We start from the raw sequence: 22,585 nt of genomic DNA on the forward strand, positions 1-22,585 counted from the left end.
TGAGATTGACATTATGTAGAGGGTTTATTGACATGACAAGTTATGAATTGTCGATAGTTTTTAATTTTGTTTGGCTTTTGTCTCTGATTGTGTGTTTTTCCCATCCCTGATCTCACTGTTTTTGCGCCATCGATTCAAAGGCTATTTAACCTTTCTTTGCGGCGATACCCTAATACCAATAAGCATGGGGTGAGTATAAGAGTTAATGGCGTGGCGAAAGTAAGGCCGCCTGCAATGGCTGTTGATAGCTGAGTCCACCACTGAGAAGAGGGGGCGCCTACACTGATATCTGCTTGCAGCAGGTCGATATTGAGTTGAAACACCATAGGAACCAAGCCTAGAATGGTGGTGATGGTGGTGAGCATGACAGGGCGAAGGCGCTGTACTCCCGTTCTCACAGCCGCCTCTTTTACCGACAACCCCTGACTTCGCAACACATTAAAGGTGTCAATCAATACAATATTATTATTAACGACAACACCCGCCAGAGCAATCACACCGACACCGCTCATGACGATCCCAAAAGGGTCTCCTTTTATCATTAAGCCAACTAACACCCCCATGGTGGAGAAGATAACCGCACTTAAAATCAATAAGCATTGGAAGAAGTTATTGAACTGTGTCACCAATATAATGGCCATAATGAAGAAAGCAACGCCAAAGGCTTTCAGTAAAAAGGTTTGAGCCTCTTGTTGGTCTTCGGTATTACCTCGAAATTGATAGCTGACAGCTTTGGGTAGGTTCGAGGCATCAAGCTCTTTTTTGATTTGCTTTATTACTTGGTCAACGATCAATCCGTCTTTTACGTCAGCATTAATTTTCACCGTTTTCTTGCCATCGGTACGGTTGATCACACCTTGTTTTTGGGCGGCGTAGCGATGAATAAAATTACTGGCAGGGATCGGGCCTTGGTTAGATGGAATTTGTAAATGATCCAGTTGCTCTAAACTACGATTGTTAATAGGGTAGCGTAGGACGATGTCAATTTTGTCGTCCGCGCCTTCTGGTAGGAAGTCACTTAGTTTAATACCGTTAGTGACCAACTTGATGACGCTGCCTAGTGTATTGACATCAACGCCATAACGGGCGGCTTTGGCCCTATCAATGTCAAAACGCCACTCTATGCCAGGCAAGGATCTATCGTCATCGACAGAGACTATGGCATCGCTGGCTTTTAACTTTTTGATCACGGCATCGGCGGTTTTATTGAGTATCTGTCCGTAGTCAGAACTGAGTTGCAATTGAATATCGGTGTCGGACTGAGGGCCATTTTGTTGCACCACAGAGGTGACTTGGATACCGGGGATTTGCTTTGTTTTCTCTCTAATGCGCTGCAAAATGACGCTGGCAGGTTCACGTTTATACCAGTCGACAAATTCCATAGTGAGTGTGCCTATGCTATCTGGGGCATCATTATTATTGACTTTGGCGTAGGAGGTGGCGACCAAGCTGGTAATGTTAGGGTTACCTAATACGAGTTTTTCAACCTTTTGTACCAGCTTGTCTTTTTCTTCCAGCGATAAGTTGCCCCGGGCATGGATTTCTAATTGCGCCACTTCAGGCTCTATATTGGGGAAAAACTCCACCCCTTTGCCAAATTTCCCATAGCTGATAAAAATAGCGATCAGTAACAAAATGGTGGCAAGCAGTACCCAAATAGGATACTCAATTAGTTTGCTGAGCACTCGGCTGTATGTCCCGACAAATCCTTTAAGTTGTTTTAGATCGCCTGATTCCGCCAAGGCTAACGTCTTGAGCATTTTAGGGGAATAGGCGCCTTTTTTGCCGATTAAAGAGCCGATGGTGGGGATAATGATAAGGGCCATGACAAGAGATGATGAGAGGGTTGCGATAACAGTGATTGGCATGAAGCGCATAAACTCTCCGGCAATGCCTGGCCAGAAAAGTAGCGGGAGAAAGACCGCTAATGTGGTGGCAGTGGAAGCGGTAATAGGCCATGCCATGCGTTTGGCGGCTTCAGCATAAGCTGCTTTTTTCGTGGCACCTTCTGCAAGTTTTCGATCAGCGTATTCGGTTACAACAATCGCTCCATCTACCAGCATGCCAACACTTAATATCAAAGAAAATAGCACAACCATATTGATGGTGTAGCCTTGGATATTGAGCAGTAAAATACCTGCTAAAAAGGCCCCGGGTATGGCGATGCCAACTAAGAGGGCACTACGAATACCTAACGCCCAAACAATAACAATCATCACCAATAACGTGGCGATTAAGACGTTATTGAAGAGATCGTTGAGGGAGGTTTCAATTTGTTTGGATTCGTCTTGGGTAAACTCATACTTCACACCTGCAGGCCACTGCTTACTGGCTTGTTGGGTGATGGCTTTGACCCCATTGATGGTTTCTATGATGTTGGCTCCGACCCGCTTAGACACCGCCAGCGTAATACTATTGCGGCCTTCTACACGGGCGTGGCTGGTTGGGTCTTCGAAGCCGAGTTCTCCGCTGGCAATATCCCCTAATAACACCACTTGATCGCCATTCACCTTAATCGGTAAATTTAAAATATCGTCTTTTGTTTTAAGCAGGCCAGGTACTTTAAGAGGAAAACGGCCTGCACCCGTGTCTAGGTTACCAGCCGCGACGAGGCGGTTATTCTTATCAACAAAATTCATTACATCAGGCAATGACAGGTTGTAGGTGTTGAGCTTATCAGGACTCACAACAATGTGCGCTTGTTGATCACGATCACCACTGATTTTTGCCTCAAGTACGCCTGGACTAGCTTCTATTTTATCTTGTAAGTTGTTGGCTATTTTGCTTAAGGTGGCAAAATCCAAATTGCCATACAGATTGATTCGCAATACTGGGAAGGTAGATAAATTAATCTCGGTAACTGTGGGTTCGTCTACATCGCTTGGTAGTTCACTCTTGGCACGATCGACCTTTTGCTGAGCATCAATTAGTGCTTGATCAATGTTTGTGCCTTGCTGGAATTCTAAAATAATCGATGCATGTCCTTCGGATGCGGTGGAGCGAATTTCCTTGAGGCCTTCTAAACCTTTTAGTTCTTTTTCTAAGGGCTTGACTAAAAGACTGTCAGCGTCCTCAGGAGAAATGCCTTCTAATGAGACCGATACGTAAGCCATTGGAATGGTAATATCGGGGGTGCTTTCCTTAGCAATGCTGATATAAGAAGCGATGCCAGACACAATCACCAAGGCAAATAATAATAATACCGTGCGGGAGCGAGCGAGCGCAGCGTCAATTAAGGTTTGCATGGTGTAAATTCCTTTTTGTCCAAATGCGTAGACCGTGTAGCCATTCTAGTTTGCTTGTTCTGCTGGTGGTGTGGTTGCATTGGTGTTCTCATTGTCAAAATGAGGTGCTACTTTTTCTCCGGCTTTTACAAAGCCTTGGCCGACGGTAATGATGGTTACCGTATCCGGTAACCCCCCCACCCAGACTTTGTCTCGTTCCGATTTAAGAGGCGTAACGGGTAAGATCTGAACAATATTGTTTTTATCAAGAATTTTAACTGCTGTTTCCCCAGCCCCATTCAATGTTAACAAGGCCGCTGAGAAGGCATGGGCATGTTGTTGATCCAATATAAAATCGACATCGGCGGTTATGCCTGCTGGGGCCGTTTGATTAGGGTTGGCGATGGTTAGTTCTACCGGAATTGTTCTGCTTTGCTGGTTTGCGACCGCGCTGATATAGTCAACTGTGCCCATAGCAGTATAGCCGGAGTCGAGTTTCACCTGGCCTTTTGTCCCTATATGGATGTGTTGTATTTTATTTTGTGGAATGGCCACTTGGATATGTAAGGGATCAAGTGAGACAAGGGTTCCTATGGTCGCGTCTTTTGCTAACTGTTGCCCCTTTTCTACATCTACCGTATTCATTACTCCATCAAAGGGGGCGGTAATTGTCGCGTTTTCGAGCTGCACCTCAAGTTGCTTAAGGTTGCTTGTGGCTGTCCCTAACAAGGTTTTCGCTTCAGCCAATTTGACCTGAGAAGAAAGGTTGCTTTTGCTTAATTTCGTGATGCCATCCAGTTCTAAATGGCGTTGTTTGACGAGGAGCCGAGCTTCTTCTAATTGAGCTGCTAATGTCCGAGTATCGACTTTGAGCAGTACATCACCTGCTTTGACATGATCGCCTTTTGTAACTGGCAGAGAGGTAATTTTGCCAGCATATTGATTATGTAGCGTGACCGTCTTCCCCGCCATGGTTTGACCCGATAGCGTCAAATGCAAATCAATGTTTTGGGCGTAAATCCGTTTAGCTTGTACCGATGTCAGTGAGGCTGTTTGTGGGTGTGCGTTAGCCATCGAATCGGGCTTAGGAGGCTGCGATTCTACTTTATGACTATTGTGTTGCGCTGTAATAATGCCTTTTCCGCCGATCAATAACCAACATGCTATTGCTGCGACGATGAGAATCGCCGTCACCGGTCCCAGCTTAGTTTTCAACGCCATTCATATCTCCTTATTAGCTGACATTGGCTTCCCATCATGGATCAATCAAGTCTAGATATAGCGTGGAATTATAGGCATAAAAAGAATTCATTAACACATTATTGCCATGATTATTGCAAAAAGCTTAAGGTGTCGGTCGATAGGCTTATCTTGAAAACGCTTAAAAAAACAGACTTGGCATAAAAACCGTTCATCTAAATAGGATTTTTGCTTTTTGGTGTGCGGTATTCACTAAACCTTCATTAGGAAGGGTGCTACTATAGCGCCACAAAAAATTTACACTATTTTATATGGATAGATATGAGTCTATTGTCGTTAGAACAGGTTAGTGTTGCATTCGGACATAATCCGTTGCTGTCGAAAATCAGCTTTTCTGCTGAAGCGGGTGAGCGTGTTGCCATCATTGGTCGTAATGGTGCGGGTAAATCTACTTTTTTAAAAGTCGTCTCTGGTGAGCAAATACCGGATGAAGGGGTAGTTCGTATTGAAGGGGGCATGAAAATCGCCCAGCTCCCTCAAGAACTACCAGACGCTAATGAGAAAACCGTTCGTGAAGTTGTCAGTGAAGGGGCAGGTCAAGCCCATCACTTGATGAAACGCTACTTTTCCTTGTTAGAGGATTTTGAAAACGATCACTCCCATGAGCTTGGTGAGATCCAGGCAGAGTTAGATAAAATCCAAGGGTGGGATTTAGAGCAGCGAGTGAACCACATGGTTCAGCGTTTAAGATTGCCTGCTGACAAACTCATGTCGGAGTTATCTGGTGGTTGGCGTCGTCGTGTTATTTTGGCACAGGCGTTAATTTCGAATCCCGATATTCTACTACTTGATGAGCCAACTAACCATTTGGACGTACCAACCATCGAATGGATGGAGCAACAACTCCAACAATTCCGTGGCTTGATCTTATTTATTACCCACGACCGCCGTTTTCTAGAGAAGCTGGCCAATCGTATCGTGGAACTGGATCGCGGTAATTTGATTTCTTTCACTGGAAACATTCATGAGTTTCTTGTTTTCAAAGAAAAATTGCTCGAAGAAGAAGAACGAGCCAATGCTTTGTTTGATAAGCGTTTGGCTGAAGAGGAAGTCTGGATACGCCAAGGGATAAAAGCCCGTCGTACGCGTAACGAGGGGCGTGTACGTGCCTTGAAAGCTTTACGTCAAGAACGTTCCGAACGTATTAATCGTCAAGGTAATGCTAAAATGGCGATTGAAACGAAAGATAAATCGGGCAAGCTGGTAGCGGAATTCACACAAGTCGGTCATGCATTTGAGGATAAAGTGATTCTCAATCCCATGGATTTTATTGTGAACCGTGGTGATCGTATTGGCCTGATTGGACCAAACGGCTGTGGTAAAAGTACGTTTTTGAAAATTCTGCTGGGGGATTTGAAACCAAAATCCGGCACTGTTCGTCAGGGGACCAAACTGAACGTTGCTTATTTTGATCAGCTGCGTGAGCAACTTGACCCTGAGCAAACGGTGGTAGAAAACGTTGGCGAAGGCAAAGATACCATCGAGATTAACGGTCAGAGCAAACATGTGATTGGCTATCTTGGGGATTTTCTGTTTCCTCCTGAGCGGGCACGTACCCCTGTTAAGGCGTTATCAGGTGGTGAGCGAAACCGTGTATTGTTGGCGAAACTCTTCACGAAGCCTGCTAACTTGCTGATCATGGATGAGCCAACCAACGATCTAGACGTCGAAACCCTAGAGCTTTTGGAAGAACTGTTAATGAATTACGATGGCACTTTGCTGCTCGTGAGTCACGATCGTTCATTCCTAGATAACGTGGTGACGAGTGTGATTGCGTTTGAAGGCGAAGGTAACGTAAAAGAGTACGTCGGCGGTTATCAAGACTGGATCCGTCAAGGTGGTAAGTTCCCCGCAGAATCCACGTCGCAAACGGATGATGTACCAACTAAAAAAGAACAAGCAAAAGCCGAAGCGAAAAAAGTTGCAGAAGCCACCCAGCAAACGACTACTAAAGCAGCAGCCTCCACTCCTAAACCAAAAACAAAGCTGAGTTATAAACTGCAGCGTGAATTTGATGCAATGCCAGAGACCATTGCTAAGTTAGAAGAGGACATTGCCGCTTTACAGGACATAACAAGTTCTCCTGATTTTTATACAGGTGATGCACAAAACATTGAGCAAACCTTGGCAATGATGGCAGACAAAGAACAAGAGCTTGAAACCATGATGGAACGTTGGCTAGAGCTTGAAACTATGCAGAATGGATAAACCGCGCAGAATGGGTAATTTATGACACAAAAAATTCAACCAGTTTCTTTTATATCGCGTTTTTTTGGTGCCTTTGGCCAATTCTTCAAATACATGGGGAGTGGTGATTATGCTGCTCGCTGTCAGCATGTAGGGCAAGGCGAGTTACTTGCATTTGAAGCTGAGCCCAAAGTGATTACCAAAGAAGTCGAAATCATTCGGGAAATCGAAGTGGCGTCGCCAACATTGGATACAGTCAATGAAGACGGTGCTCATCAATTATTGCAGTTGCTTCAGCAAGGGGCTCGTTTTATTGATTTTCTACAAGAAAGCATAGATGAGTACAGTGATGCTGATGTTGGAGCTGCGTCTCGGCAAATTCATGCGGGTTGCGCAAAAGTATTAAAACAGCATTTCACTATTGATGTGGTGTCCCTCGACGTAGTGAACAGCGCTGCCGAAAATAGCCGAGTAGAAGTGCCTGCGGATTACGATGCGAAGCAAATTAAGCTGGAAGGGCGAGTGGAAGGCAAAGGGCCTTATAAGGGCACCTTGATACACCCAGGCTGGAAAATCACTGAAACGCGCTTACCCAAAGTCAGTGATACTGACAATCTAACCATATTAGCGCCAGCCGAAATCGAGGTATAAATCATGAATCAATATTTTATTGGTATCGATTTGGGTACCACGCATTCGGCTGTCTATTATTCACAGTCTGCTCTGGCGTCATCAGACACTCACTCCATGCCAGCGGCTATTCAGCAGTTATTGATTCCGCAGTTTATTGCTGCGGGTCAAGTTGATGCTCGACCTTTACTACCTTCTTTTGTGTATTTTCCCCATCAAAGCGAGTTTTTAGACAGCGATTTACAATTGCCTTGGGGAAGTACGTCATCAGTGGTTGGACAATTGGCTCGTGAACTGGGGACCAAGTCAGCTGGTCGACTGGTTCAAAGTGCCAAAAGCTGGTTATGTCATGCTAGGGTGAGTGCCGATGAAGCTGTCTTGCCCGTTGATGCCTTACCAGAAGTGCAAAAAGTATCACCTGCACAAGTGACAGAAACCTTATTATCTCATTTAGTGAGTGCTTGGGAGCATCAATTTCCCAATGCGCCTATCGCGGAACAAACCGTGGTGATTACTGTGCCAGCCTCGTTTGATCCAGCGGCTCGGACCATTACCGAGCAAGCGGCCGCGAAAATCGGCTTGCGAGCTCGCTTGATTGAAGAGCCATTAGCTGCCTTTTATGCTTGGTTAAGTGATCAGCAAAACTGGACCGACAGTCTGGACGTCAACGAGCACATCCTTGTGGTCGATGTGGGGGGCGGCACGACGGATTTATCGCTTATCAAAGCTGTCGACCAAGAAGGAGCGTTGGGTTTAGAGCGTGTAGCGGTTGGTCGACATATTTTGCTTGGCGGCGATAATATGGATCTAACCTTAACCTACCATATGGCGGCACAACTTGCGCAAAATGGTACGAACCTTGAGCCTTGGCAAATTAGTGGTTTGACGCAAGCTTGTCGTGAAGCGAAAGAGCGTTTGCTGTCGAATCCGGATTTACAAGATGCGAGCGTGGTGGTGCCAAGCCGAGGTCGTAGTCTGTTTAACAACAGTATCAAAGCGACATTGACGCAAAACGATGTACAGCAATTATTAATTGACGGTTTCTTCCCGCAAGTCACGCTAGGTGAGCAAGCTCAAAAGAATGCCCGTAGCGGTTTTAGCACCATCAATTTAGAGTACGAAGGCGATCCTGCGATTACCCGTCATATTAGTGAGTTTTTATCTCAGCACGATGTAACGCCGAGCAAAATATTGCTAAACGGTGGTGTATTTAATGCTGGTGTCATTCGCTCAACACTTGAGGCGCGTTTGGCCTATATGTTGGGGGATAGCAAATTTACCATGCTGACGCCTTCACATTTAGACCACGCTGTTGCTAAGGGCGCAACTTACTATGCCCAAGTTCAGGCGCAAGGCGGTGTTAAAGTAAAAAGTGGTTTGGCGGCGAATTACTATATTGGTGTGGCAAGCCCGATGCCAGCAATTCCAGGTATGGCACCGCCAGTCGACGCGATTTGTGTGGCCCCTTTTGGGTTGGAGGAAGGCTCAGAAGAGCAGATGCTGCCGAATGAATTTTCTCTGGTGGTGGGGGAAAGCGTGACATTCCGCTTCTTCCAGTCGCAAAGCAGTGATGTAGATGAAGTAGGTAACGTTATTTCTTCATTCTCTCTTGGTCAGTTAAATGAGTTGAATCCTTTGTCGATTCGTTTAGATGCTGGGCATTATCATGAAGGGGACATGGTGCGTGTTTATTTGACCGCACGAGTGACGGAGTTGGGCCTACTATTATTGCAAGCACATGATACGCAATCTGACCTAAGTTGGACCATTGAGTTTCAAGTTAGGGAGGCGTAAACATGGCACAACCGACGTTTCGCGTAGGGATTGATTTAGGGACAACCAATTGTGTTGTCTCTTATATTCCAGCCTCGACAGAGGCTTCTTCTATGAATGCCTCGTCAGCATTGCCTACGCCACAACTGTTACCCATTCCTCAAGTAATGGCGGATGGGTCGGTGCAAGAGTTTACCCATTTGCCGAGTGCCATTTATTTATTGGCGGCAGATGAAATAGGCAAACTGGACCCTGTATTGCCTTGGCGTCACCATGATAAAGAACGAGTGGTGGGGATGGGGGCATTAGCACTTGGACAGCGTCGGGCGGGGCAACTGGTGCAAAGTGCGAAGAGCTGGTTGAGCCATCGCCAGGTCGATCGTCGTTCGCCAATTCTTCCTTGGGCAAGTGAGTTCACGAAAAAAGTCAGTCCACTAGAGGCGAGCAAAACCCTTTTACAACATATTAAACAAAGTTGGGATCATCGTTTCCCTACGGCGCCTTTAGCTTCTCAATCCATTGCCTTAACACTCCCTGCTTCTTTTGACGAAGAGGCAAGAGCCTTAACGTTAGAAGCTGCTAAATTGGCTGGCTTGGACAACCTATATCTGCTTGAAGAGCCTCAAGCCGCTTGTTACCACTACATCAGTGATGATAATCGTCTCGCTGCCCTGTCCGATAAGAAAATGCTCTTAGTGGTCGATATTGGTGGGGGAACCTGCGATTTTAGTTTAGTGGCGATTCGCTCTGTGGAAAAAACAGCGAATGTGGAAAGCGAGCAGAATGCTGCGATTTCCCTAAAGCGTATTGCCGTGGGCGAGCATTTGTTACTGGGGGGCGATAATTTAGATCAAGCACTGGCATTTCAGCTCGATCCTAAGCAAATTTCCGCTTTATCAGCGACACGACTGGCGGCTTTGGTTCAGCAGACCCGTCAGGCGAAAGAAACGTTTCTAGGACCGAACGCGCCAGAGTCGTTAAGCATCACTGTTTTGGGGGGCGGTAGTCGATTAATAGGTGGGTCACAAAAGTTTAATGTCTCTAGAGCGGCGCTATTAGAGCAAGTCAGTCAGGGTTTTTTCCCCTTAGTCGGTGCTAATGATAAGGTGCAAAAAAACGATTACGCTATGCATACCTTGGGCTTGCCTTATGAATCAGACCCTGCTTTTACACGTCATCTAGCGGCTTTTTTACAGCAACATAAAGTGGCGATTGAGGCGGTGACGGGGTCGGCTATGCCGGATGCCGTGTTGTTTAACGGGGGATTATTTAATAGCCCGGTGTTAAAAGATCGCCTAGTGGAACAGTTGAACGCTTGGTGTGCTGAGCCCATTTTGGTGTGTACTGCCGACGAGCCCAATAATGCTGTTGCTAAAGGGGCCGCCATGTACTTAAACGCGTTGGCGGGAGAAAGTACGCGTATTGAAAGTGGCGTGGCGCACAGCTTGTATTTGAAAGTGGGCGACGATCAATTTGTGGGTATTTTGCCTAAAGGAACGCTTAAGGGCGAAACCATTACTTTAGGACAAGCCTTTTTTGTCACCTTGGGTCAGCAAGTGCAGTTTCCTTTATATCGTTCGGATGATCATGTTGAGTGCTTAGTGGGAGCGGTGCGTAGTGAAGATGGGCTACATTATATTTCTACATTAACAACAGAGCTTGATGGCTCAACGGAGTCAGAAGAATGTGCTGTGACTTTAGCGGTTCAGATGACAGAAGTCGGGGTATTACAAGTATTGCTGAAGGCGAATAATCAGCGAGACCAGTGGCGTTTGGATTTTTCCACGCAATCTCGTCCTTCACAAGGCTCTTCACAAGGAACGTCTGGACATGATGATTCAGGGCAAGTCGATGAAAGTGGTTTGCTGCATGCTCATATGGGGCAAGCAGAAGAGCATCTGGCCAAATGCTTTTCAAGCGTAGGTCAAAAGCAACAGCCCGACTTAGTCAAATCGCTTAAACAAGATTTGGAACAGTTACTAGGTAATCGAGATGATTGGAACCTAGCCACATCTCGTCGTTTGGCCGATAAATTACTTAGCTTAAAGTCTGGTCGACTCAAAAGTGCTCAACATGAACGTCAGTGGTTACAGCTTGTTGGTTACTGCTTACGTCCAGGTTATGGTGCCGCTGAGGATTTAGCGCGTGTTCAGCAAGTGGTCAATATCACAAAAGCGGGCACACAATTTGATACCGCACCAGTGTGGGGACAATACTGGACGCTTTACCGTCGCATTGCAGGCGGCTTATCTACCGAACAGCAAACGCATCTGTTTAAACAGTTTAGTCAGTATTACTCACCATCAGGGCAACGCTCTCGAGATAAAATGAAAGCACTAACGACCAAGTCCAGCGACGACTTGATTCGCCTTGTGGGAGCCTTAGAAAACCTATCGATGGATGACAAACAAACTGCGATTGATTGGTTACTCAAGCGTTTGCAAAAATCGTCTGAGCCGGATACTGCATGGTGGACAGTTGGACGTATTGCTTCGCGCCATTTGTTATCAGGCCAGCAGGAACAGCGTATTGAAGAGAAGAAACTTCTTCCGATATTGGACTTGGTTCTCAAAGAAGATTGGAAAAAACGCAAACAAGCGGGTCTTGCAGCGGTGCTGATGAGTCAAATGAGCCTTGGTGAATCTAAGGAGTTAACTGGTTATCGCAAGAAAATCGCCAACAAACTGAAAAAAGACAAATGCCCATCCCAATGGCTAGAACGCCTAGAAAGTCGCCATGAAATTAATAGCGATGAACTGAATGCGTTAGTCGGTGAAAGTTTACCCATAGGGCTTCGTTTATGACATGTGTACCCTCTTTGCTTTTTAACTGCAAAGAGGGGATTCAGTCTATGGAAATCCCAAACAGCTTAATATCGGCTTTATAAGGCACTTCAATAGGGTCTGTTTGCAGTCCATCAATTAATTTTAGATAAGTGGTCATCATATGAGCTTGAAGATTCTTTTCGTTAGGAATGGACGAGGTGAATTTGGTGGCTCTGAGCATGCTTTTTAGTCCGCTAGTTTCGGCGTATGTTTTATTACCTTCCAAGATGATCTCTTTCCCCATATGCCAATAAATGTCCAAGTCTTTAATCTGCATTGGGCTAATAGGTGGGACCAGCGGCACAATATCATCAAAGGTAACGACGCGTATTAACGGCAAATCGGAAAATTTAGTTGCGCCTGTGACGTTAGTGACTTTGGGTTGACCGAAGGTAATGATCTGTCCAATAGGGTAATGATCTTTTTCCAAGTACATTGCAAGCACGACGGCGATAGCGCCACCTAAACTGTGCCCAGTAATATGAATTGGCTGGTTTTTCACTAAGTAAGGTTTGATATTGTCATAGACGGCTTTTGCAGCCGAGTCAAAGCCTTGGTGTAGTTTGATGCCTAGAGTCGGGTCGAGCTTTAACTCAAGGTCTAAATCCAACATAGCGTTTTCTAGATTGTCTGTACCTCTAATCGCAATGGTCTGAATACCCTTTTTCTGACTTAAAAAATAACTCACTTGAGAGCTTGGAAGGGTGGCCTCATGCACCAGTGTTTGTCCTTGTTTTTGCAAAGACTTTTTTAGCTCTGATGGCGTTAGGTAGGTATCCGCTGATAGGGTGGCTTGTGTCTTTATCTCCGTGAAGTTTTGGGCGCCAAAAGCCAATTGAAACGGGGTGAGTAAGACGAGAGAAAGAACCATTAACAGTGTTTTTATCATAATACTCAGTATAAAGGTCGCAGTTGGTGGTGCCAGAGTACAAGATGATAATGTTATCTTGTAGCCACTTTTCACGAAATAGACACTTTCTATAGACATTATTTGATAACGTGAATAAGTTAAATCAGTCTAACACATGACTTCCACATAACTTTGCCTATTCTCTATGGCGAGGAGTGTTTATGGCGTTTTTTTCTCTAGAGGAAGCCGCAGCCCGATACAATGAATATCGGCCAAAGGTGCACGATGTGATTAAAACATGGCTTGAAGAGGCAGGTTGTAATAATGATTTTTCCAGAGGGCTGGATGTTGCCTGCGGGACGGGAGACTCGACATTACCGTTAATGGCTCTATGTGATGAGGTGATCGGAATCGATATCTCGGAGGCGATGTTAAAATACGCTAACGAGAAATCTATCTCAACCGCGTTGATGTCTTATCAGCACGCTTTTGAATTGGGCAAATTCGACCTGATTTCTACCTGTATGGCATTTCACTGGTTTGATCTGGAGGAGGCGATAGATGCCTATAAGTCGGCTTCACAAAACGGAGCGGTCTGGCTCATTTATAATTTTTCCTTTGGGGGTAGTGACTCTAGCGAGGCGTTTAATTGGTGGTTGATTAACTACTATTTCAAGCACTATCCAACTCCCCACAGAAACAGCCAAGTTGCCAATATTCAATATGAACAGGGCATCACTAAGCTTGCTGATGGTAAAGGGACATTGCCCATTCGTATGAGTGTTGAGAGATTAATCAAATACCTCACGACTCAGTCCAATGTTGAAGTGCAAGTCAAAGCAGGGAAAGCCTATGAGGAGATTGAAAGAGAATTAATGGAGCAGATTACACCGTTTGGACTTAATTCGCATTTTAGTTACAAATATACCTATGAAATTTATCGCTATGACAGTCATGATTTGTAGGGCAAGCGTGAGGGCTATTTCGCGTGTAATATGTCTTTTATATTATTGAAAAACGCATGATAATGAAAGGCTACCGTCATTATCATTGCCTATGGAGTAAGCAGTATGGAACAGGTATATTTTGAAGAGAAGCGACTCTTAGGGTTAAGTGAACGCACTAACAATGCCAATGAAACACAGCCAGAAACCGCCAAAATCGCTGGTTTGCATCAATCCTTTGCTCAGCAAATCAAAGTTAACTACGCCAACGGTGCCAGTCTATACGGCGTATATTACAATTACGAGTCAGACTATACGGGAGACTTCTCCATATTGGTCGGAACAGAAAAAGAGACAGTTCGAACTTCTACACCCCTAGAAGGTGTGACGCTTCCTAGCGGCGATTACCTGCGTTTTTCCAAAGAGGGAGAGATGCCACAAGCGGTGGTCGATGCTTGGGGCGAAATTTGGCAGTACTTTTCTAACCCTGATTGCCCACACCAACGCGCTTACACCGTGGATTTTGAGCACTACACCAGTGACAAGAAAGTCGATATTTATATTGCTATTAAATAGTGGTACTTGAGCCGTACAAGCGATTTTTGGTGGTTGTGGATGCAAATCCAGCCACCTTGTTTTATTTGAGGTCGCTTTTGCAACAGAGAGCGCACCATACTGGGAGGCGTGGAGACTCAGTTAGGTTCAGCTGTATTATTGGCGGAACTTATTGTGATTTGATGCAACGAATCGTTGCTTTAGCTAAGGCAGCAATGTTCTAACTTCACATGCAAAGCATAGTAGGGTGAGCTAGAACAAATAAAATAACCCCATCACTGGTATAAGTGATGGGGTTATTGAGAATAAACGAATAGATAAAAATAGCGGCGGCGAGCTACAAGCTATTTTTATATGCCAGCATATAAGCGATCTTTCCTTTTTTGGCTTTGAATAATTTCTTAAAGGCTTTTTCATGAAAGCTAGCCAACTGCCCCATGGCTTTAGCGGATTGACCGGATCCCCCCACATTGCTGCTTTTAATATCTAGAATAGCATGGCTGATCGCCATAATGGCTTGTCGGTAGCCTTTTTCTGTTTTCAGATTGTATTTATTTAGGTCAACGTCTTTTCTAAGGTCTTTAGCCCAATAGAATTCAAGAAACGGAATGGGGTGCTGTGGCTTTTTCCAAGCAATACCTCTTGAAAAGTACATCATGGAACGATACTTATCATTCTCAAAATTTTTCATACCGAGGGATGTTGGTAACTGTTGATAGGTAATGGGTTGGCCTTTATTGTTTTCTAACCAAGTGTTGCCATCTTTTCTCATGGCGCTCCAGAATTGCTGCATATTGGCAAGGTTGCGGTAATCTTTAGCTACCAGTACGTTTACTTTAAAATGTGCACCCCCACCTTGCATTTGCCAAAAAGAATTAAAGGTATGGTGTCCGTCTGTGAGGTAATATTGATTATTCGGCGCAATGACAATGGTTTTCATATCTTTTGGGTAGGTGCCGACCTTATCTTTACACTCAAAGCTTGTTGGGTCGTTTGGTTTTGATGACTTATCAAAGTGCGCCAAGCCTTTTTGTCCATTTACTTCGCAAATTTCATCAAATAGCTTTTTAGGGTCTTTCTTAAAACGACCTAGCTTATAGTAGACTTGGTCGTAACCGATGGCAGGCTGAGTGGGATGTATCTGATCCAGCGATACCTTAGTCACACTTCCTGCGTGTAGTGCTGCCCCATTGACAAAGCTAGACGCGACTAATAAAAGGGCCAGCATCGGAATATATAATGTTTTGAGAGTCATGATTAACCTTTTGTGGAATGAAAAATTGCGATTTTAATGATCTTATATGACACTTCTGTGTGAGTGACAACTCTTATTAACTAACTGAAGTAGTTTGTTTTTCAGCTGATACCACGGAGAATAAAAGTTTCATGACTCAAATCCGCTCATATCAACCAAAGGATGCCAATGCTCTCTGGTATTTGTTTTTCAGTACAGTACGAATGATTAATATTAAAGACTATTCTCTGGCCCAAGTGACAGCCTGGGCGCCGGAATCCTTTGATATGACTGTGTGGGAAAACAAGATGGCCTCTATTCAGCCTTTTATTGCTGAATTGGATGGTGTGATTGTTGGCTATGCGGATTTACAGCCTGATGGCTTGATTGATCACTTCTTTTGTCATCATGCGTACCAAGGAAAAGGGGTGGGTAGGGCCTTGATGAATTATATTTTTTCCCTTGCGGATGAGCGAAAAATTCCCCGTCTATACTCTCATGTCAGTATTACAGCAAAGCCTTTCTTTGAGCACTTTGGCTTTTTTACCGAGAGTGAGCAGACCGTTGAAATACGTGGAGAAGCGTTAAGCAATTTTAATATGGTAAGACCATTGGCAAAGAGTACTTGTTGAGCGTTGTATTCTTGCCGATTCTAAATGCTCTAGGGTATCGTCACTCGTCGTAATACGCTAAACTGCGCGGCTTTAAAATTCTCCCTACAAAGACAGTTTGAGTGTTTAATGAGTACTGAGTTTTCTATTTTATCGACGTTTCTTTTATTCCTGTTTGTTATTGATCCATTCGGAAATATTCCAATTTTATTGTCTGTGATGAAAGGTGTACCGCAATCGCGTCAGTACCGCATTATTGTGCGCGATGGTGTGGTTGGTTTGGCAATTCTGGTGGGCTTTTTATACTTTGGTGCACAGTTTATGCAATTGCTGCATTTGGAAACAGAATCGATTTCCATCGCCGGCGGTGTGGTGTTGTTTGTGATAGCGCTCAAAATGATTTTTCCTTCCTCGGTACCAAAAGAGAAATCTGTTCTGATAGAGCCTTTTATTGTACCAATTTCCATTCCCATGTTGGCTGGGCCGTCGACCTTGGCGACGTTACTGGTAATGGTAAAAAGTTATCCTAATGACCACAGTGATTTGCTGATTTCCGTTTTTTGCGCCTGGGGCGTTTCGGTGACGATTCTGTTTTGTGCACCACTATTAAATCGTCTTTTAAAAGAAAAAGGATTAGCGGCTCTTGAACGTTTGATGGGGATGTTGCTATTGATGATGTCTGTACAGATGGTGGTGAATGGTGTGCGCAGTTTGTTCACACACACCTTAGCCGTGTTATAAAAGTAAATGGAAGAGCGATATGCTATGGCAACGCCAGTGGTTGTTTGGCTACGGCAATGCCATTGAGATCGCAGTAAATGTGGTCTCCAGGTTGGATAACGATGCCCGCAAAACGCAGTGTTTTGCCAATCTCTCCTAAGCCGCGTTTTTCCGTTGGCATGGGGTAGGCTTTTAAAGCGTGAATTCCTAAATTCACTTGCGACTGTGCAGCAACGTCGCGAATAGCACCATAAATAACAATACCTTCCCAGCCATTTGATGCCGCTTTTTCTGCAAGCATATCCCCCAGTAGGGCTCGTCGAATGCTGCCACCCCCATCAACTACCATGACTTTTCCCTTACCATTGGTGCTGACCAATTCACGAACTCGGCTGTTGTCTTCAAAGCAGGAAACAGTGACCACTTCCCCATGAAAGACTGTCTTTTTGCCATACGATGTAAAAATCGGATCGGCAATTTGCAGGTGTTCAGGGTAAAGGTCGCATAAGTCAGGGAGAATGTCTTTCACGGGCTTACTATTCCAAAGTTGGGTTCAGTATTGACTTTAGAGAGCTACGCCCATGAAAACCAATTTTTGATTATTATGTTCAATATTTCATTTGAGTGATAACTGTAAAGAATCTTTACTGTTTAGTTGTGAGGTTTGGTACTCATTCTTCAGAAGACTCGGGAATGTCTGAGGCGTTGATCAGCCCATGCTCTACTGCAATTTGCAATAACAGCACGATGATTTCATCAGGTGGAAGAAGGTGTAGAGGCGTTGACTGTCCGTTATCGGCCAATGCGTCATCTAAATTGATGTCGCGTTCCGCAAACCAGCTGTGAATACTGTGAACTTCAAAGCTGGGATCCAGATTTTTTGTCTCGTAAGTGGCTTCAACGAGCAGACTTGTTTCTTCTGGATGCAAGGCATAGATGACATCTGTATCGAATTCATTTGTCCACTCGGCCAGAATATCGCTGGCTTCGAAACCAAATTCATAAAGCTGGGTTTCGTCGATATCCAGTGTGTTTGGTTCAATGACGTGATGTTCAAGCCACTCATCGTCAGGTATTACCAATACCTCTTTGACTTGGGCTTCTGGTGTTGACCAAGTAAATAGTAGAGGAAATGCTGGGTTGTCAGATGAGTTGGCGACAGATGTTATGAATATAGGTAAACTTGCCATAATGTAGAACCAATGTTTGATTGTAAGGAAAAGCGAATGACCAGCCGAATCAAGATTAGTAGTGCGTTTGATGGCGGTAACATCTCCGTTATTAGTGCCTCGGAGCCGGACAATATTAGAGTAAAAATCCCTAATGATACAAACTCTAAATTCCTTCAATGGTTTTATTTTCGCTTGCAGGGGGGAATGGGGGAGCAGTGCATCATTCAGTTTGAAAATGCCAAAGAGGCGGCTTACCCAGACGGTTGGGTAGATTATCAAGCTGTGGCTTCCTACGATCGTGAGGACTGGTTTCGTGTGCCAACAGAATACATCGATGGAAAATTGGTGATTTCTCACCAGCCTGAACAAGACAGTATTTATTATGCGTATTTTGCGCCGTACAGCTACGAACGTCATTTGGATATGATCGCTTGGGCTGCAAGCCATGAGGATTGTATAACAGATCACTTGGGGGAAACCGCTGAAGGTCGTGATATTACCTTGCTAGAGATCAGTAAAACCCAAGGCTTGGCAAAGAATATTTGGATCATTGCGCGTCAGCATCCTGGTGAAACCATGGCTGAATGGTTTATCGAGGGGTTGTTAGAGCGTTTGTTTGATGAATCTCACCCCATTGCACGAGCATTGTTGAAACAGTGTCGTTTTTACGTGGTTCCTAATATGAATCCGGATGGGGCAGTTCATGGTAACTTGCGGGTGAACTCTAAAGGCGTCAATTTAAACCGTGAATGGAAGAACCCAAGTAAAGAGTTCAGCCCTGAAGTGTTGGCGGTGCAAAGCAAGATGGCTGAAACCGGTGTGGATCTGTTTTTAGACATTCATGGAGATGAAGCATTGCCAGTCAACTTCGTTGATGGTTGCCAAGGTGTGCCATCATTTGATGAGCGCATGGAGGCTATGGAGGCCTTGTTCAAAGAGGTTTTTCTCGCGGTTAGTCCTGATTTTCAAACTGAGATTGGTTACACGCCAGATCAATTTGGTGAAGCCAATCTGACAGTGGCGACTAAATGGGTAGGAGACACGTATCAATGTTTATCCTTTACCTTGGAAATGCCGTTTAAAGATAACCAAAATTTACCTGATGAGCGCGTTGGCTGGTCGCCTGAGCGTGCAAAAATTTTAGGAGCAGATGTGTTGTATCCAATTTATCAGGTGATTAATAGTAAACACATGAAAGCGGATAAATAGAATGTCGGTTGATTCGTTGGAATGGCTGACAATAGCCATGCGAGAGTTTGCAAAAGAGCGCGAGTGGGATCAATTCCACTCGCCAAAAAATTTATCCATGGCACTGGCGGGTGAAACGGGAGAGTTGCTGGATTGCTTTCGTTGGTTGACAGAGGAGGCCAGTTATCAACTGGATGCTCAACAGGCGCAGGCGGTCAAAGAAGAATTGGCGGATGTGCTGCTGTTCACGGTGTGTTTAGCTGATAAATTGGATATCAATTTATTTGAGGCGGCGCAAGAAAAAATGCTTAAGAATGAAAGCCATTATCCTGCGGATCGGGTGAAAGGCTGCGCGAAGAAGTACACTGAGTACTAGACTACGTGTCCTTAGCAGCGGTTGATGTGCATTATCCGGGATATTTTACGAAAAATCTTTGCTTGAACTATAGCGCTTATTTGCGAAGTCGATTAGCATCACGCGCGAAGAACCCCATTTATTTGATTGTATAAAACCTCATTTTAGGACGAGAACAAATGCCTAAGGCTAGTGAAATTAAAAAGAATATGGCCATCGAATACGACGGTAAAACTTGGATTGTTCGTGATATTGAACGCTCTGTACCTCAAGGTCGTGCTGGCGGTAGCTTATACCGTATGCGCATGTACGATGTGGTAACTGACCGTAAGTTAGACGAAACCTTTAAAGATTCTGAAATGTTGAATTTGGCGGATTTAATTCGTCGTCCTGTGATGTTCTCCTATGCCGATGGCAATGAGTATGTCTTTATGGATAATGAAGATTATACGCCTTACACGCTAAACAAAGAGGCGATTGAAAACGAGTTGTTGTTTATTAATGAATCAACCGCTGGTATTCAAGTCATTCTTGTTAACGAAGCTCCTGTGGCTTTGGAGTTGCCTACCAACGTAGAGTTAGAAGTCATCGAAACTGATCCTTCTATTAAAGGGGCTTCCGCTACGTCTCGTAATAAGCCTGCTAAATTATCGACAGGTGCCACCATTCAGGTACCAGAGCATATTTCTATCGGTGACAGGATCAAAGTTAACGTAGAAGAACGCAAATTTGCCGGTCGCGCTGAAAAATAAGCGCTAAAACAATATTATAAAAAGGCAGCTTGCGGGCTGCTTTTTTTTGCCTTTAAAGATATTCTTTTTTCCTTGATTATTTTGGTGTGATAGTGTTGCTATTGATATTAGGTATATCAAAAAATGCTATTTTATATGAGGTACGAAAGGCTGCCTTTCTATCATCAACACAAAAGATAACAATCAGACATGCTTCACTACATAAAAACTAATGTTTACCGTTTTTTTTTAATATAAAAACTATAATTTAATCATGTTGCTAAGGATAAAGGAGTAAAAACATCGAATTGTGCTCAACGCTTAATTTTAATCTATTGGTAGAATGATAATGAAATTACATAGAAAACTCATCCTAGCAAGTTGCTTAACACTTATTTTAGCGGCTTGTACCCTATCTACAATCTCAATTTTTTCAATGCAGTCGCAGCTTTTAAGCAATTTAGAAAGTACGATGAATCGCTATGGTGTGAGTAGTGCGAGTCGGATTAGTAGCTGGTTAGATGATAGACATCAGGTGGTCGCCTCTATTAAAGAGGTAATCGAGAAACATCCTCATAATGATGCGTATATCGTGCAAGCGCTTACTCAAGGTAAAGCGGCAGGAGACCTAATCAGTACACTTTATGGCACTCGGGATGGTGATACGTATCGTGTGAACGGTAAAAACACCAAAGCTGGGTACGACCCAAGAGTGAGAGATTGGTATAAATTAGGAGTTAATGCAAAAGGACCTGCTGTTTCTGAGCCTTTTTTCGGCTCTTCTTCAAAAGTGTTTATTTTTTCAATTGTCAATCAAGTGAGCATTGATGGACAGTTCGCTGGTGTCGTGTCTGCGAATGTGGCTTTGACAGGCATAAACGATGTGGTTGCTTCTTTAAAAGTACCTGGAAAGGGAATAGCATTTATTGTTTCCAAAAGCGGCAATATTATCTCTTATCCTGATGGTAGTATGAACAATAAGCCACTTAGTGAATTAAACTCGACGTTGACCCTCGATAATATTGACTCTAATGTTAAATCCACAAAGTTGGATGAAGTTAGTTTAAATGGCACTAACTATTTAATGTCGTCAGTAAAAATTGCTGGTACCAACTGGTTTTTAGTTTCCTTAGGAAACGAAAAACTACTCAAAGCCCCCATTAAAAAACTTATCATTTATCAATTAATTGCTGTCATTGTAATGGTAGTGCTTTCTATTATTGTACTGACGATATTAATACGGTTCCTACTGACTGATCTATTAAGAGTATCCAATGCTTTAGAAGATATTGCCAAGGGGCAGGGGGATTTAACCGTTAAAATTGAAACGAAGAGTCGTGATGAAGTTGGTAAGTTGGCATCTAATTTTAATGATTTTGTCTATAAGCTGCGAGATATTATAAAAAGCATTGATAAGCTAAGCAGTGTTCTATCGGATCAATCTAATACGAGTGCAAAATCGGTAGAGCAAAGTACTAAAAAACTTAATATGCAACAGAATGAGATTGTGTCTGTTGCCGCTGCGGTTGAGGAAATGACCGTCGCAACGCAAGAGATTGCGAGCAATGCGGAGCAAACAGCACGCAATGTGAGTAAAACGGTTGATATCAGTAACAGTGGGAAACAGCTGGCCAATGCGAGTTTGGAGTCTATTAATCAATTAGCGAAGGAAGTGGATTTAGCGAGTACCGTAATTGGTGAGCTGAGTGAGCAGGGTGATAAAATTAATACTATCGTTTCGACAATCAGTGGTATTGCCGAACAAACTAACTTGCTAGCACTCAATGCCGCTATTGAAGCGGCACGTGCTGGTGAGCAAGGGCGAGGATTTGCGGTTGTGGCGGATGAAGTACGCGTATTGTCTCAGCGTACTCATACGTCGACCGAAGAGATAAGTAGCATGATTGGCATGTTGCAAACAACTACATCAAAAGCTGTTAATGTTATGAAACTTTGTCATACGCTTGCGAGTACGAGTGTGGAGGACACGAAAAAATCAGGAGTTAACTTTGAGGAGATTGCTGAGGCAATAGGGCATGTAGATGGCATGATGATACAGATTGCCACCGCAGCAGAAGAGCAAACCAGTGTGACCGCTGAAATTGGGGTTAACACACAGGCGATACGGGATGTGTCTTCTCAAATGCAAGCTGAGATGGATGAAGGGCTAAAGCAAGCTCATACCCTAAAAGTCTTGGCTGACTCTTTACGTGAGCAAGTAGAAAAATTCAAGTTGTAACTTTATTATTGATTGATAAGTGAAAAAAAACGCAGCCAGTTTGGCTGCGTTTTTATTTTATTCTTCCTTTTTCCTAATTAATTCTTA

General features: G+C 44.0%; 18 protein-coding genes. 12 read left to right on the plus strand and 6 right to left on the minus strand.

From position 1 onward, the window contains the following. Nucleotides 1–134 precede the first annotated feature (134 nt). Together JHD45_RS03590 and JHD45_RS03595 are read right to left on the minus strand one after the other, a co-directional pair. The gene (locus tag JHD45_RS03590) at nucleotides 135–3,245 is read right to left on the minus strand and encodes an efflux RND transporter permease subunit (protein ID WP_199474812.1); all 3,111 of its coding nucleotides are present in this window, start codon (nucleotides 3,243–3,245) and stop codon (nucleotides 135–137) included. A gap of 45 nt (nucleotides 3,246–3,290) precedes the next feature. Then, a complete protein-coding gene (locus JHD45_RS03595; RefSeq protein ID WP_199474813.1) occupies nucleotides 3,291–4,445 on the minus strand; it encodes an efflux RND transporter periplasmic adaptor subunit in 1,155 nt (384 codons plus the stop codon). Nucleotides 4,446–4,745: 300 nt separating this feature from the next. Here JHD45_RS03595 and JHD45_RS03600 point away from each other — a divergent pair, with 300 nt between their 5' ends. The 4 genes from JHD45_RS03600 to JHD45_RS03615 are packed head-to-tail and all read left to right on the plus strand — an operon-like array spanning nucleotide 4,746 to nucleotide 11,878. Next, on the plus strand, nucleotides 4,746–6,692 hold the full coding sequence (locus tag JHD45_RS03600; RefSeq protein ID WP_199474814.1) for an ATP-binding cassette domain-containing protein: 1,947 nt from the start codon (nucleotides 4,746–4,748) through the stop codon (nucleotides 6,690–6,692). 21 nt (nucleotides 6,693–6,713) lie between these two features. Further along, nucleotides 6,714–7,322 (plus strand): DUF2760 domain-containing protein, encoded by a 609-nt coding sequence (locus tag JHD45_RS03605; protein ID WP_199474815.1) that lies wholly within the window; start codon nucleotides 6,714–6,716, stop codon nucleotides 7,320–7,322. A 3-nt stretch (nucleotides 7,323–7,325) separates the two neighbouring features. Further along, nucleotides 7,326–9,095: an Hsp70 family protein gene (locus JHD45_RS03610; protein ID WP_199474816.1), complete on the plus strand. Its 1,770-nt coding sequence runs from the start codon at nucleotides 7,326–7,328 to the stop codon at nucleotides 9,093–9,095. Nucleotides 9,096–9,097: 2 nt separating this feature from the next. Further along, a complete protein-coding gene (locus JHD45_RS03615; protein WP_199474817.1) occupies nucleotides 9,098–11,878 on the plus strand; it encodes a hsp70 family protein in 2,781 nt (926 codons plus the stop codon). Nucleotides 11,879–11,918: 40 nt separating this feature from the next. On the opposite strand, the gene JHD45_RS03620 is transcribed toward JHD45_RS03615, so the two are convergent. Further along, nucleotides 11,919–12,788: a lipase family protein gene (locus JHD45_RS03620; protein WP_233407541.1), complete on the minus strand. Its 870-nt coding sequence runs from the start codon at nucleotides 12,786–12,788 to the stop codon at nucleotides 11,919–11,921. A gap of 182 nt (nucleotides 12,789–12,970) precedes the next feature. Here JHD45_RS03620 and JHD45_RS03625 point away from each other — a divergent pair, with 182 nt between their 5' ends. Together JHD45_RS03625 and JHD45_RS03630 are read left to right on the plus strand one after the other, a co-directional pair. After that, nucleotides 12,971–13,714, plus strand: coding sequence for a class I SAM-dependent methyltransferase (locus tag JHD45_RS03625; RefSeq protein WP_199474819.1), 744 nt, complete (start codon nucleotides 12,971–12,973; stop codon nucleotides 13,712–13,714). 105 nt (nucleotides 13,715–13,819) lie between these two features. Then, complete coding sequence (locus JHD45_RS03630) at nucleotides 13,820–14,269, plus strand: GyrI-like domain-containing protein (protein ID WP_199474820.1); 450 nt, start codon at nucleotides 13,820–13,822, stop codon at nucleotides 14,267–14,269. A 316-nt stretch (nucleotides 14,270–14,585) separates the two neighbouring features. Here JHD45_RS03630 and JHD45_RS03635 read toward each other — a convergent pair whose 3' ends face one another. Beyond that, a complete protein-coding gene (locus tag JHD45_RS03635; RefSeq protein ID WP_199474821.1) occupies nucleotides 14,586–15,503 on the minus strand; it encodes a ParB/Srx family N-terminal domain-containing protein in 918 nt (305 codons plus the stop codon). Nucleotides 15,504–15,634: 131 nt separating this feature from the next. Between JHD45_RS03635 and JHD45_RS03640 the strand changes: the two genes are divergently transcribed. Together JHD45_RS03640 and JHD45_RS03645 are read left to right on the plus strand one after the other, a co-directional pair. Next, nucleotides 15,635–16,114 (plus strand): GNAT family N-acetyltransferase, encoded by a 480-nt coding sequence (locus JHD45_RS03640; protein ID WP_199474822.1) that lies wholly within the window; start codon nucleotides 15,635–15,637, stop codon nucleotides 16,112–16,114. A 108-nt stretch (nucleotides 16,115–16,222) separates the two neighbouring features. Continuing rightward, a complete protein-coding gene (locus JHD45_RS03645; protein WP_199474823.1) occupies nucleotides 16,223–16,834 on the plus strand; it encodes a MarC family protein in 612 nt (203 codons plus the stop codon). Between the two features lie 22 nt (nucleotides 16,835–16,856). On the opposite strand, the gene JHD45_RS03650 is transcribed toward JHD45_RS03645, so the two are convergent. Next, nucleotides 16,857–17,342 carry a putative 4-hydroxy-4-methyl-2-oxoglutarate aldolase gene (locus tag JHD45_RS03650; protein WP_199474824.1) on the minus strand — a complete coding sequence of 162 codons (486 nt, stop codon included), beginning with the start codon at nucleotides 17,340–17,342 and terminating at the stop codon, nucleotides 16,857–16,859. Between the two features lie 142 nt (nucleotides 17,343–17,484). Further along, nucleotides 17,485–18,003, minus strand: a complete 519-nt coding sequence (locus JHD45_RS03655) for a hypothetical protein (RefSeq protein WP_199474825.1) — start codon at nucleotides 18,001–18,003, stop codon at nucleotides 17,485–17,487. Between the two features lie 36 nt (nucleotides 18,004–18,039). Here JHD45_RS03655 and JHD45_RS03660 point away from each other — a divergent pair, with 36 nt between their 5' ends. From JHD45_RS03660 to JHD45_RS03675, 4 genes are all read left to right on the plus strand, one after another. After that, entirely contained in the window at nucleotides 18,040–19,194 is a 1,155-nt protein-coding gene (locus tag JHD45_RS03660) for a M14 family metallopeptidase (protein ID WP_199474826.1), read from the plus strand. Nucleotide 19,195: 1 nt separating this feature from the next. Continuing rightward, nucleotides 19,196–19,549, plus strand: coding sequence for a nucleotide pyrophosphohydrolase (locus JHD45_RS03665; RefSeq protein ID WP_199474827.1), 354 nt, complete (start codon nucleotides 19,196–19,198; stop codon nucleotides 19,547–19,549). Nucleotides 19,550–19,707: 158 nt separating this feature from the next. After that, a complete protein-coding gene (gene yeiP / locus JHD45_RS03670) occupies nucleotides 19,708–20,280 on the plus strand; it encodes an elongation factor P-like protein YeiP (protein ID WP_199474828.1) in 573 nt (190 codons plus the stop codon). A gap of 451 nt (nucleotides 20,281–20,731) precedes the next feature. Continuing rightward, nucleotides 20,732–22,498, plus strand: coding sequence for a methyl-accepting chemotaxis protein (locus tag JHD45_RS03675; protein ID WP_199474829.1), 1,767 nt, complete (start codon nucleotides 20,732–20,734; stop codon nucleotides 22,496–22,498). The last annotated feature ends 87 nt before the right edge of the window (nucleotides 22,499–22,585 follow it).

Origin of the sequence: Marinomonas spartinae (assembly GCF_016461715.1) — a bacterium.
Taxonomy (GTDB): domain Bacteria; phylum Pseudomonadota; class Gammaproteobacteria; order Pseudomonadales; family Marinomonadaceae; genus Marinomonas; species Marinomonas spartinae_A.

Excerpts from the sequence above, each read along its gene's own strand:
- JHD45_RS03590 (WP_199474812.1), bottom strand. The coding sequence starts at position 3,245 with ATGCAAACCTTAATTGACGCTGCGCTCGCTCGCTCCCGCACGGTATTA.
- JHD45_RS03595 (WP_199474813.1), bottom strand. The coding sequence starts at position 4,445 with ATGGCGTTGAAAACTAAGCTGGGACCGGTGACGGCGATTCTCATCGTC.
- JHD45_RS03600 (WP_199474814.1), top strand. The coding sequence starts at position 4,746 with ATGAGTCTATTGTCGTTAGAACAGGTTAGTGTTGCATTCGGACATAAT.
- JHD45_RS03605 (WP_199474815.1), top strand. The coding sequence starts at position 6,714 with ATGACACAAAAAATTCAACCAGTTTCTTTTATATCGCGTTTTTTTGGT.
- JHD45_RS03610 (WP_199474816.1), top strand. The coding sequence starts at position 7,326 with ATGAATCAATATTTTATTGGTATCGATTTGGGTACCACGCATTCGGCT.
- JHD45_RS03615 (WP_199474817.1), top strand. The coding sequence starts at position 9,098 with ATGGCACAACCGACGTTTCGCGTAGGGATTGATTTAGGGACAACCAAT.
- JHD45_RS03620 (WP_233407541.1), bottom strand. The coding sequence starts at position 12,788 with ATGATAAAAACACTGTTAATGGTTCTTTCTCTCGTCTTACTCACCCCG.
- JHD45_RS03625 (WP_199474819.1), top strand. The coding sequence starts at position 12,971 with ATGGCGTTTTTTTCTCTAGAGGAAGCCGCAGCCCGATACAATGAATAT.
- JHD45_RS03630 (WP_199474820.1), top strand. The coding sequence starts at position 13,820 with ATGGAACAGGTATATTTTGAAGAGAAGCGACTCTTAGGGTTAAGTGAA.
- JHD45_RS03635 (WP_199474821.1), bottom strand. The coding sequence starts at position 15,503 with ATGACTCTCAAAACATTATATATTCCGATGCTGGCCCTTTTATTAGTC.
- JHD45_RS03640 (WP_199474822.1), top strand. The coding sequence starts at position 15,635 with ATGACTCAAATCCGCTCATATCAACCAAAGGATGCCAATGCTCTCTGG.
- JHD45_RS03645 (WP_199474823.1), top strand. The coding sequence starts at position 16,223 with ATGAGTACTGAGTTTTCTATTTTATCGACGTTTCTTTTATTCCTGTTT.
- JHD45_RS03655 (WP_199474825.1), bottom strand. The coding sequence starts at position 18,003 with ATGGCAAGTTTACCTATATTCATAACATCTGTCGCCAACTCATCTGAC.
- JHD45_RS03660 (WP_199474826.1), top strand. The coding sequence starts at position 18,040 with ATGACCAGCCGAATCAAGATTAGTAGTGCGTTTGATGGCGGTAACATC.
- JHD45_RS03665 (WP_199474827.1), top strand. The coding sequence starts at position 19,196 with ATGTCGGTTGATTCGTTGGAATGGCTGACAATAGCCATGCGAGAGTTT.
- yeiP (WP_199474828.1), top strand. The coding sequence starts at position 19,708 with ATGCCTAAGGCTAGTGAAATTAAAAAGAATATGGCCATCGAATACGAC.
- JHD45_RS03675 (WP_199474829.1), top strand. The coding sequence starts at position 20,732 with ATGAATCGCTATGGTGTGAGTAGTGCGAGTCGGATTAGTAGCTGGTTA.